This is a genomic window from Chloroflexus sp. (genome assembly GCF_034435895.1).
Lineage (GTDB): Bacteria > Chloroflexota > Chloroflexia > Chloroflexales > Chloroflexaceae > Chloroflexus.
In genome coordinates this window covers 1-11,712 of the sequence record NZ_DAOTWH010000315.1, presented here as the reverse complement: position 1 = coordinate 11,712, position 11,712 = coordinate 1, and the positions used below count along the sequence as shown (strand labels likewise).

11 protein-coding genes are annotated in these 11,712 nt (G+C 59.0%); 10 read left to right on the top strand and 1 reads right to left on the bottom strand.

Annotated features, from left to right (window positions below):
- From U9R81_RS17600 to U9R81_RS17555, 10 genes are all read left to right on the top strand, one after another.
- Positions 1-1,016 (top strand): (Fe-S)-binding protein (locus U9R81_RS17600; RefSeq protein WP_322496726.1); only part of this gene is annotated, 1,016 nt, incomplete at its 5' end.
- 481 nt (positions 1,017-1,497) lie between these two features.
- Positions 1,498-4,608 (top strand): TAT-variant-translocated molybdopterin oxidoreductase, encoded by a 3,111-nt coding sequence (locus tag U9R81_RS17595; protein ID WP_322496725.1) that lies wholly within the window; start codon positions 1,498-1,500, stop codon positions 4,606-4,608.
- Between the two features lie 47 nt (positions 4,609-4,655).
- On the top strand, positions 4,656-5,261 hold the full coding sequence (locus U9R81_RS17590) for a cytochrome c (protein ID WP_322496724.1): 606 nt from the start codon (positions 4,656-4,658) through the stop codon (positions 5,259-5,261).
- A gap of 24 nt (positions 5,262-5,285) precedes the next feature.
- Positions 5,286-5,948 carry a cytochrome c3 family protein gene (locus U9R81_RS17585; RefSeq protein ID WP_322496723.1) on the top strand — a complete coding sequence of 221 codons (663 nt, stop codon included), beginning with the start codon at positions 5,286-5,288 and terminating at the stop codon, positions 5,946-5,948.
- A 12-nt stretch (positions 5,949-5,960) separates the two neighbouring features.
- On the top strand, positions 5,961-6,365 hold the full coding sequence (locus U9R81_RS17580; protein ID WP_322496722.1) for a hypothetical protein: 405 nt from the start codon (positions 5,961-5,963) through the stop codon (positions 6,363-6,365).
- Between the two features lie 28 nt (positions 6,366-6,393).
- The gene (locus U9R81_RS17575; RefSeq protein WP_322496721.1) at positions 6,394-7,233 is read left to right on the top strand and encodes an SCO family protein; all 840 of its coding nucleotides are present in this window, start codon (positions 6,394-6,396) and stop codon (positions 7,231-7,233) included.
- Positions 7,234-7,278: 45 nt separating this feature from the next.
- Positions 7,279-8,271, top strand: a complete 993-nt coding sequence (coxB, locus tag U9R81_RS17570; RefSeq protein ID WP_322496720.1) for a cytochrome c oxidase subunit II — start codon at positions 7,279-7,281, stop codon at positions 8,269-8,271.
- Positions 8,272-8,274: 3 nt separating this feature from the next.
- Positions 8,275-9,933 carry a cytochrome c oxidase subunit I gene (gene ctaD / locus U9R81_RS17565; protein ID WP_322496719.1) on the top strand — a complete coding sequence of 553 codons (1,659 nt, stop codon included), beginning with the start codon at positions 8,275-8,277 and terminating at the stop codon, positions 9,931-9,933.
- 113 nt (positions 9,934-10,046) lie between these two features.
- Positions 10,047-10,820: a cytochrome c oxidase subunit 3 family protein gene (locus tag U9R81_RS17560; protein ID WP_322496718.1), complete on the top strand. Its 774-nt coding sequence runs from the start codon at positions 10,047-10,049 to the stop codon at positions 10,818-10,820.
- Positions 10,821-10,829: 9 nt separating this feature from the next.
- A complete protein-coding gene (locus U9R81_RS17555) occupies positions 10,830-11,195 on the top strand; it encodes a cytochrome C oxidase subunit IV family protein (protein ID WP_322496717.1) in 366 nt (121 codons plus the stop codon).
- A 176-nt stretch (positions 11,196-11,371) separates the two neighbouring features.
- On the opposite strand, the gene U9R81_RS17550 is transcribed toward U9R81_RS17555, so the two are convergent.
- The coding region (locus tag U9R81_RS17550; protein WP_322496716.1) for an HAD-IA family hydrolase at positions 11,372-11,712 on the bottom strand (341 nt) is incomplete at its 5' end.

Here is an 11,712-nt window from a genome sequence, read left to right as displayed (position 1 = left end):
CGCCGGCGCCAAAACTGCCGCCGCGCCCGCTCTGGCAGCGCGCTCTGCGTGGCGCCGTCTTTGGGGTGTTGTTTAAGCGGATGGAGGTCTTCCGCCTCTTTTCGGCTATGATGCGCCTCTACCAGCGCAGCGGCGCGCAGTGGCTGGCCCGCAAGAGCGGCCTCCTCAAGCTGTTGGGGTTGGCCGATACCGAAGCGATGCTGCCGCCGATCAGCGACCGCTTCAGCGTGCCGCAGGGGCAGATTTTGTCGGCGGAAGGCGAACGGCGCTACAGTGTCGCGCTGCTCACCGGTTGCATTATGAGCACGGCATTCGCGCATGTCCACGAGGCTACTATTCGGGTGTTACGAAAGAATGGCTGTGAAGTGATCATTCCGCCTGATCAAGGCTGCTGTGGCGCACTACATACGCACGGCGGCGATCTTGACGGCGGGCGCGAGCTGGCCCGGCGGAACATTGCGGCCTTTGAAGGCTTGGGAGTGGACGCGATTATTGTCAATGCCGCCGGTTGCGGCAGCACGCTCAAAGAGTACGGCCACCTCTTGCACAACGATCCGGCGTGGCGCGAGCGGGCTGAACGGTTCAGCGCCAAAGTTAAGGATGTGCATGAATTTCTGGCCGGTATCGAGTTAAACCGCGCCGCTTTGGGCCGGCTTGATCTCACCGTCACCTATCAAGAGCCGTGCCACCTTGTCCATGCCCAGCGCATCAGCGCCCAACCACGGGCATTGCTAACGGCCATCCCCGGCTTGACCTTGAAAGAGATGCCTGAGTCGTCGTTGTGCTGTGGCAGCGCTGGCATCTACAACGTCACCCAGCCTGAGATGGCGATGAGCCTTGGCGCGCGCAAGATCGACAATGCGCTGACCACCGGGGCCGAGGTTATTGCTACGGCGAACCCCGGTTGTGCATTGCAATTGGCCGGCGAACTGCGCCGGCGCGGCAAGCAGGTCGAGGTGCGGTATATTATCGAATTGCTCGATGCCGCGTATCGAAAAGTTGAAACCCCTGCCTGACAATTGCAATAAGCGATTTCTAACAGCCCTGTGCAGCCACGTAAGTTCTGCACAGGGCTTGTTCATGTTGCGGGTTTCCTTCAACCTATGCTACTATAAATTGCACCAATTGGCACAAGTATCGCGTGAATGCCGGTTGATGAGGTGAACACGGATGCCCACAGGTGAAATGTTGGTCTGCCAGAAGCTGTTTGACGGCCATCTGTGTCACTTTCGTGTTCGTGCGGTATCCTTCCAATCTATCGCTTGTTAAGACTGGCATGGGATGCGTAGCAGTAGCGGTTTGAGCCTAGGCTGTCTTGAGTCGTTCGGGTTGTCGCATCTATTCCTGACAGGTACCAAACTTAGACGAAAGATGTATCAAGCGGGCAGCATTGACTAGCTCATCTTCTGCTATAATCGAACGCGATAAAATGTGCCCAAATTCACAAGTTTGCGTGCGGGTTATTGGATCCGCCCCGTATCTAGTCTGGCCACGCCAATGAGTGAGATCAATCTTCACCCTGCCGCGCCTGAGATCGAGGCTGTGCGCGCCCAATTGCAACAGGCGCGCGGCAAGCAGTTCTGGCGTTCGCTCGACCAATTGGTCGACACCCCTGCCTTCCGTGAGTTGGTCGCGCGCGAATTTCCACAGGGCGCGAGCGAGCTGGCCGATCCGGTGTCGCGCCGCACCTTCCTCAAGCTGATGGGGGCATCGCTGGCGCTTGCCGGTTTGTCGGGTTGTACGTTTGCCATCAAGCAACCGCAAGAGAAGGTGGCCCCCTTCGCGCGCGCGCCGCGCGATCAGATCCCCGGTATTCCCAACTATTACGCCACCGCCGTGACACTCGATGGCTTCGCGCTGGGGGTGACGGTCAAGAGCCATGAGGGCCGCCCCACCAAGATCGAAGGCAACCCGGTCCATCCGGCTAGTCTTGGCGCAACCGATGTCTTTGCCCAAGCTGAGTTGTTGGCGTTGTACGATCCCGACCGGCCTGAAACCGTGCGCCGGAGCGGCCTGCTGAGCACGTGGCAGAGCTTTGTCACCGCTATTACCGAGACGTTGCAGGTGCAGCGCGCCTTGCAAGGTCAAGGGATGCGGTTGCTGACGCCGACCATCACCTCGCCAACCTTGCGGGCTCAGATTGCCGAGTTGCTGACGAATTTCCCGGCGGCGCGTTGGGTGCAATACGATCCAGTCGGGCGCAGCAATACCTATGCAGGCACCGCATTGGCCTTCGGCGCACCCTACGAGCCGCGCTACAATTTCGCCGAGGCGGATGTGGTTGTGGCGTTCGATGCCGATTTCGTCAGCGAGGGGCCGGGGCGCGTGCGCTACGCTCGCGATCTGATGCAGCGCCGCCGCGTCCGCGCCAAAATCGAATCAATGAGCCGGTTGTACGTCGCCGAACCGCTCTTTTCGCCGACTGGCGCGCTGGCCGATCACCGGCTGGCGGTGCAGGCCGGTTTGATTGGCCAACTGGCCGCGGCGGTGGCCAACGAGTTGGGGGTGGCGGCTGTTGCGCCGGCCACTGGCCTCAACGAGGCACAGCAGCAGTGGGTGGCCGCCGTCGCCGCTGATCTGCGCCGCGCCGGCAATCGGGCGATGGTGGTGGTGGGCGAAGCCCAGCCGCCGGTGGTGCATGCGATTGCCCACGCGATCAATGTGCAGCTTGGCGCGGTCGGTACGACCGTTGAGTATACCGAGCCGGTTGCTCAGCCGTCTGATCCGCAAGATTTGGCTGCCTTGGTCAACGATTTGCGCGCCGGTAGCGTTGAGTTGCTGGTGATTATTGATAGCAACCCAGCCTTTACCGCCCCGTCCGATCTTGGGTTTGCCGAGGCGATGCGGCTGGCCAAGCAGGTTGTCGTGCTTAATCCCTACGAAGACGAAACGGCGGCGCTGGCGACGTGGTTTATTCCGCTGGCCCATCCGCTCGAGTCGTGGTCGGACGCGCGCGCCTATGATGGGACGGCCAGTATTATTCAGCCGCTGATTATGCCGCTCTATGGCGCGCGCACTGCTCATGAACTGTTGGCGGTGTTGAATGGGTCGATCGGCACGACCGATTACGATATTGTACGTGGTTATTGGCAGCAGCAAACCGGGCTTGAGAGCGCCGCGTTCGACGATTTCTTTAAGCGGGCGCTCAGCGCTGGCGTGATCGATGGTTCGCGCTTCGCGCCGGTGGCTGTGACCTTGCAACCCGGTCTGCGTCTGCAAGCGCCGGCGCCTTCGGCTGGCCTTGAGCTGATCTTCCGTCCCGATCCGGCGATCTGGGATGGCCGCTTTGCCAATAACGGTTGGCTGCAAGAGCTGCCCCGCCCGATGACCAAGCTGACGTGGGATAACGCTGCGCTGGTCAGTCCGCGTACTGCCATTCGCTTGCTGAATCTCCCTTTTGACCCGGCCAGCCTTGCCGCCCCCGGTCGCGCGCGCGAGCAGGCGCTTGAGCGGTTGTCTGGCGAGAATGGCCGCATGATTGATGTGAATACCCCAGTGGGGACGTTGCGGCTACCGATCTGGATCGTGCCCGGCCATGCCGACGATACGATTACGGTGACGCTGGGGTATGGCCGCACCCATGGCGGGCGGGTGGCGGAAGGCGCTGGGTTCAATGTCTATCGCCTGCGCCAGAGCGCCAATCCATGGCTAGTGGCCGGTGTGAGCGCAACCGCTGTGAACGAGCGCTATCTGCTGGTCAGCACCCAAGATCACTGGACGCTGGAAGGGCGGGATGTGGTGCGGGCCGGGGAATTTGCCCGCTTTAAGGAAGACCCCAAGTACATTGCCAAAGAGGTCTACACCGAGAAATACGGTTCGCCTGAGCAGAAGCCAAAGTACCAGTCGCTGCTGCCGGGGTTTGATTACAGCACCGGCAACCAGTGGGGCATGGTGATCGATCTCTCGGCGTGTATCGGCTGCAATGCCTGCGTGATCGCCTGCCAAGCCGAAAACAATATCCCTATCGTCGGCAAAGAGGAAGTGGCGCGTGGCCGCGAGATGCACTGGATCCGGATCGACCGCTATTATGCCGGGAGCGATCTCGACAACCCCGAAGCCTACATGATGCCGATGACCTGCGCCCAATGCGAGCAGGCGCCGTGCGAATTGGTCTGCCCAGTTGCGGCGACGGTGCATGACGCCGAAGGCATCAACAATATGGTTTACAACCGCTGTGTCGGTACCAAATACTGCTCGAACAACTGCCCCTTCAAGGTGCGCCGGTTTAACTTCTTGCAGTACAGCGACCTGACCAGCGAGAGCCTGAAGCTGATGCGTAACCCGGAAGTGACGGTGCGTAACCGGGGTGTGATGGAGAAGTGCAGCTACTGCGTGCAGCGGATCAGCGCAGCGCGGATCAGGGCCAAAGTGGAAGGCAACCGCTCCATTCGCGATGGCGAGGTTGTCACGGCTTGCCAGCAGGTCTGCCCGACTGAGGCGATCATCTTCGGCAATATCAACGATCCCAATAGCCGGGTTGCCCAGCTTAAGCAGCAGCCGCATAACTATACCGTCTTCGATGAGCTGAATCTTAAGCCGCGCACGAGCTATCTGGCCCGGGTGCGTAATCCTGATGAAGCGCTTGCGGGCGGCCATGGCGAAGGGTAGCAGCAGGCCGGCTTGGTGTGGCCGGCGCTAGAAATGAGTAGTGGCGTATGGTGCAATCTGTTCGCAGATCGATCTTTACCCGTATTGCGCGGCTGGCGTGGCTGCCGCTCTGTCTGCTGCTGGTCGCCTGTCACGTTGATATGTACGACCAGCCGAAATATAAGCCGAACGATGTAAGTTCGTTCTTCCCTGATGGCCGGGCCATGCAGCCGCCGCCGGCCAATACGGTGCCGTTGAATAGCTACAATCCCAATTCGCCGTTGATGACCGGGCGGATCGAAGGGCAGTTGGCCGATCAATTGCCGCCAGAAATCAAGCTCGATGCTGCCCTGCTGGCCCATGGCCAATCGCGTTACAACGCCTTCTGCGCGCCGTGTCACGGTTTGGTGGGTGATGGGAATGGGGTAATTGCCTATCGCGGCCCAATGACGGTGACGAGTCTGCATAACGACCGGTTGCGCACAGTGCAGATCGGCTATTTCTTTGATGTGATTACGAACGGCATCGGTAAGATGTATAGCTATGCCTCGCGTATCCCACCTGAAGATCGCTGGGCCATTGCCGCGTATGTGCGCGCCCTGCAATTGAGCCAGAATGCCGATGTCGCCTTGTTGACCGAGGCTGAGCTGCAACAAGTGAGAGCCGGCCGCTAGGCTAGAGAGCGAGAGACGCAACCTATGTCTGCCCAAATCTTTCCGCGGAATGCCAACGCGATCTTTCTGGCCAGCCTGTTCGGCCTTGTGATGCTGGTGGTCGGCATCGTTGCTGCCCTAGTCGGGTTTTATCTCTCGCCGTGGTATACCGATGTCGGGATTGCCCCGGCCCAGCCGGTGCCGTTTAGCCATAAGCATCACGTTAGCGAGCTGAAGATCGATTGTCGCTATTGCCACGCGACCGTCGAGAAGGCGGCAACGGCCGGTTTCCCGGCGACCGAGACCTGTATGTCGTGCCACTCGCAAGTGTGGACGACGAGCCCGTTGCTAGAGGTGGTGCGCGCCAGCTATCAGACCGGCGAGCCGGTGGTGTGGAACCGGATTTACGATCTGCCCGATTTTGTCTATTTCAACCATTCGGTGCATGTGGCGAAAGGGATTGGCTGTAGCTCGTGCCATGGCCGGATTGACCAGCAGCAGTTAGCGGCCAAAGCCCAACCGCTCTATATGGGATGGTGTTTGGGCTGCCATCGCGCGCCGGAAGATTACATTCGCCCGCGTGAAGAGGTCTTCAATATGGAGTGGGATGTCAACTCGCTATCGTTAGCCGAGCGGCAGCGCTTGGTAGTAGAGTACCAAATTCCAACCGATGGCCAGTTGACCAACTGCTTCGTGTGCCACCGCTAGAGGAGATTTATCATGAGTCACGCGCATGCGCATAGTGAAGGCCCTTCTGCCGAGAGCTTGGCGCTCAATCACGAAGTGAGCGACGCACGCACCCAGCCGGTGATTTGGGGGGGCATCATGGTTGTCGTCACCATGGTGTTGGCGTTTGTGCTGGCGATGGTGTTGTTGGTGGTTTGGGTGGGGCCGGTGGCCGATCAGAGCAATACCCTCTTGAATGACGAGATGACGCAACTGCAATTGCCTCCGGCGCCACGGCTTGAGCAAAATCCCCGGGTTGACGGTGATCGGATCATTGCCGAAGCGACTGAGCGGCTCGAAAGTTATGGTTGGGTCAATGAGCGGGCCGGAAAGGCGCATATTCCGATCGAGCGGGCAATGGAACTCTTGCTCGAACATGGGTTGGATGCGGTGAAATAGCCCGCTGCATCACTAGAGAGCAGGAAGTATGAGACTCTGGTTTTCGTTCGCACTGATGGGGTGGCTCGCGGTTCTGCTGCTAGCGCCGGCGACGGCGCTGGCGCAGGGTGGTAAGACGAATCCATCCGATAACGTCGGTTTTGAGCAGCGGATGGGGGCGCAGGTGCCGCTCGATGCCATCTTTATTGACGAGCGGGGGGGTGAGGTGCGGCTCGGCCAGTTTTTTACCGCTGGCCAGCCGGTCATTCTGGTGATGAGCTACTACGAATGCCCGATGCTCTGCTCGTTTGTGCGCGAAGGGGTGTTGGCGGCGCTGCAACAGGTGACGCTCACGGCAGGGCGTGATTTTCAGGTGGTGAATATTAGCATTGATCCACTTGAAACGCCGATGCTAGCGGCGAACGTGAAGACGTTGACAGTGCAGCGCTATGCTCGCCCCGGTGCTGAGCATGGTTGGCACTTTCTGACCGGCAGCGAAGAGCAGATCCGGCGGGTAGCAGACGCGATTGGGTTCAAGTATTTCTACGACGAGACGATCGATCAATATGCCCACGCTGCCGGGATGGTGGTGCTGACGCCGGAAGGCAAAACCGCGCGCTATTTCTTTGGGATTGAGTTTAACGGGTCGGATGTGCGGTTAGGCATCGTCGAGGCTTCAGCCGGCAAGGTGGGCAATCCGATTGACCAGTTCTTGTTGCTCTGCTACCAGTATGACCCAGCCTCTGGCAGCTATACGCCGGCGATTATGACCATCTTGCGCATCGCCGGGGCGCTCACGGTCATTGGGATTATCACAATGATTGTCATGTTAAGCCGCTCGACTCCCGGCGGCAATTTGCCGCCGCCGCGTGAGGCGGCGCCGGCCTAGCGGTAGTAGCGAGCGGGGCAGTTTCGCCCCCAGATAGGACGAGGTATGCGCGATTTTCCGTTGTTTCCCGATCAGGCGTCAACCTTTGCGTCACAGGTTGACCAACTCTACTTCTTTCTAGTGGCCCTGAGCCTGATCTTCGCCGGGGTGCTGCCGTTTGTCATTCTCTATCTGATCGTTCGCTATCATCGCAGCCAGAAGGTTGATCGCAGCAATCCAGTTGACTCCAATTTGAAACTAGAGCTGACGTGGACGCTGATCCCGCTGGCGTTGGTGATGGTAGTCTTCTTCTGGGGCGCGTTTCTCTATGTGCAGATGCGTACGCCGCCAACCCGCACGCTTGATGTCTATGTAATCGGCAAGCAGTGGATGTGGCACGTGCAACATCCGAATGGCAAACGTGAGAATAACGAGTTGCACGTTCCAGTTGGCCAACCGGTGAAGTTAATCATGACTTCGCAAGATGTTATTCATAGCTTCTATGTGCCGGCCTTCCGCGTCAAGCAAGATGTGCTGCCCGGACGCTACACGATCATGTGGTTTGAAGCGACCAAACCCGGCGAGTATCACCTCTTCTGCGCCGAGTATTGCGGCACCGAGCACTCGCTGATGATCGGGCGGGTGGTGGCGTTGCCGCTGGCCGATTACGAGCGCTGGCTGGCGACTCCCGGCCCGGTGGTGTTGCCCGACGGAACGATCGATACCGGCCAGCCGGTGGTTGCGCCAGCGATCGGCGATCCGATGGCGGCTGCCGGCGCGCGCCTGTTCACCAGCCTCGGCTGTCTTGGCTGCCACGCGATGGCTGGCGGCAGCGTCGGGCCAAGCTTGCAGGGCCTCTACGGCGCAAATGAGAAGATAGCCGACGGTTCGACGGTGGTGGCCGATGAGAATTATCTGCGGGAATCGATCCTCAATCCGAACGCGAAGATTGTGGCCGGTTATCCCGCAGTGATGCCGTCGTATCAGGGGCAGATTTCCGAAGACCAGCTCAACCAACTGATTGCCTATATCAAGTCGCTTGTCGACACGGGGAACTAGCCTATGAGCACGCTTTCGCTTCCACAGAGCAGCTATATTCGTGACAACTCGCGCACCTTCATCGATTGGTTGAAGTCGTGGCTGTTGACAGTCGATCACAAGCGGATTGCAATTCTTTACCTGCTGGCGATCAACTTCTTTTTCCTGCTCGGCGGGTTGGCCGCAACGCTGGTGCGAGTCGAGTTGATCACGCCGCAAGGCGATCTGATGTCGTCGGATGTCTACAACCGGGCCTTCACCTTGCACGGCGTGATCATGGTCTTCTTCTTCCTGATTCCGTCGATCCCGGCGGTGTTGGGCAACTTTTTGGTGCCCCTGATGCTCGGCGCGCGCGATCTGGCCTTCCCGCGCCTGAATCTGCTGAGCTGGTATCTGTACATGATCGGCGGCATCTTTGCCCTGATTGCGGCCGTCTTTGGCGGCGTCGATACTGGCTGGACGTTCTATACGCCATTTAGCTCGACCTACTCTAATTCGAATGTGGTGATGACGATCACCGGCGCGTTCATTATGGGCTTTTCATCCATTTTGACCGGTATCAACTTTATCGTCACCATCCACAAGATGCGCGCCCCCGGCTTGACGTGGTTCCGGTTGCCGCTCTTTATTTGGGCCAACTACGCGACCAGCATCATTCAGATTCTGGCGACGCCGGTGTTGGGGATTGCGCTGCTGCTAGTCGTGGTCGAGCGGTTGTGGGGCGTGGGGATTTATGACCCCGCGCTTGGCGGCGACCCGCTGCTCTTCCAGCATCTCTTCTGGTTCTATTCGCACCCGGCGGTCTACATCATGATCTTGCCGGCGATGGGTGTGATTAGCGAACTGATCAGCACCTTCTCGCGCAAGCGCATTTTCGGCTACGAGTTTATCGCCTTCTCGAGCATTGCTATTGCTATCTTGGGATTCCTCGTCTGGGGGCACCACATGTTCGTGAGCAGCCAGTCGGTCTACGCCGGCTTGGTCTTCTCGTTCATTACGATGCTGGTGGCGATCCCGTCGGCGATTAAGGTGTTTAACTGGACGGCAACGCTCTATAAGGGTTCGATTAGCTATCGCACGCCGATGCTCTACGCGCTTGGCTTTATCGGCCTGTTCGTGATCGGCGGGCTGACCGGCATCTTCCTTGGGGTGACTGCGGTTGACCTGCACGTGACCGATACCTACTTTGTGGTGGCCCACTTCCACTACGTGATGGTCGGCGGCACGATTATGGCGTATTTGGGTGGCATTCATTTCTGGTGGCCCAAGATGACTGGCCGGATGTATAACGAGACGTGGGGCGGCATTGCGGCGCTCATTATCTTCGTGGGCTTTAACATGACCTTCTTCCCGCAGTTCATCCTCGGTTATCTGGGTATGCCGCGCCGCTATCATGTCTACCCGCCAGAGTTCCAAATCTTGCATGTGATGAGCACGGCGGGAGCAAGTATTTTGGCGATCGGCTTCATCGTGCCGCTGATCTACCTTGCCATCTCGTTGCGCAAGGGGGCGATTGCTGGCGATAATCCGTGGGGCGCGACCGGGCTTGAATGGAAGACTTCCTCGCCACCGCCGACGTTCAATTTCGACAAGACGCCGATTGTGACCGAAGAAGCGTATGCCTATCCGCCGGAAGCGGCTGAGCGCGATGCGGCAGCGTGGCGGCCCGGCTCGCCCTTGTAAATCGCTAGCAGTGGAATGGGAGCGACGTTCTCGCGCAACGTCGCTCCGGATTCGCATACATGTGTCATTTGGGCAGAGAACATACATCGTCATTGGACGCAGAGGAGAGAGCGTTGGCAACCATCACACACGAAGAAGCGCATGCGCATACGCACGGCCCCGAACTGCAACACCAGTTCGAGACGCCGGAGCAGCAGAAAGAGGCGGCCACCTTAGGCATGTGGGCCTTCCTCGTCACCGAAATCATGCTCTTCGGCGGCATCTTTATGGCCTACATCGCTTACCGCTGGGCTTTCCCAGAGGCGTGGGAAGAATCGGCGGCGCTGCTGAATACGCCGCTCGCTACCGTCAATACGGTGGTGCTGCTGGTGAGTTCGTTGACGGTGGCGTTGGCGGTGAATGCCGCTGAAGAGGGGAAGAAGCGGCGCCTGATCACGATGCTAGTGCTGACAATCGTGCTGGGTTTGAGCTTCCTTGTGATTAAGGGGTATGAGTACAGTGAGAAGTTTGCTCACTGCGCCGGCGCCAAGGATCCGATTAGTTGGATCGCTGGTCGCGACCTGCACGAAAGCCACGAGTGTTTGGTGCCGGGGCGCGGGTTCCATTTCCCCGATGAGCATGGCACAGTGAGCAGCGGGCACGGAGCGACCAAGACGGCAACTATGCAATCTGGTCACCAGCTCTTTTTCTCGCTCTACTTCAGTGCAACCGGCTTGCACGCGATCCACATGATCATCGGTTCGGGGGTGATGACAACGATCTTGGTGATGGCCTTGCGTGATCGCTTCTCGCCCACCTACTTCACGCCGGTTGAGATTGGCGGTCTCTATTGGCACTTGATCGACATTATCTGGGTGTTTCTCTTCCCACTGTTCTATCTGGTTTAGGAGGGCGCGATGGCTGAACAGCATGCACATGCTCATGCGCATCACCACGGCGAGAAGCATACCCATATTTCGCGGGGAACCTATTACCGGGTCTTTGCGGCGCTGATGGTGCTGATGGTGTTGACCGTCGCCGCATGGTGGGCTGAGAAGAACCTGCTTGAGATGCCGGGATGGTTAGCGGTGACGATTGCGATGTCAATCGCGATTGCTAAGACGGTATTGATCGTGCTCTATTTTATGCACGTCAAGATCAGCAGCCGGATGACGCAAATCTACGCTGCCGGTTCGTTTATCTGGTTGATCATTCTATTTGTGATAACAATGAGTGATTATGTGGCCCGCGGCTGGCCGCCGCAGGTCGGGCCGTTGCCATAGTGTGAAGCGGTAGCAACGCAATCACCACTCATGGGTGCGGGTGCAAGCCAACGGCCCGCTTGAGCTGCCGATGTCCAGCCGCGAAGCAATGCAATCACCACTCATGGGTAGGGTGCAAGGGCGGGTTTTAAACCCGCCCTTGCCGTCTTTCTAACAACCCGCTCTGGGCCAGCGATCTACCCAAACCGCTGGCGCAGCGCGGCGAGGCTGGTATGGGCAAGGCTCGGCAGGGTGAGATCGGCGGGAGGCAAGGGCACTTGCCCCGAAATTGCGCCGGGGATGGCAACTACCGGGCAGCCGGCGGCGCGGGCGGCGCGGATGCCGTTCGGTGAGTCTTCCAGCACGAGGCAAGCGGCTGGAGGCAGGCCCAGCCGGGCCGCGGCGGTCAGAAACAGATCGGGCGCCGGTTTGGTGGCGACCACATCATCGGCAGTCACAACCGTTGCAAAGGCGTGGTACACATCGAGCCGTCGCAGCCACCCTTCGACCCAACGACGGCTGCTGCTGCTGGCGACAG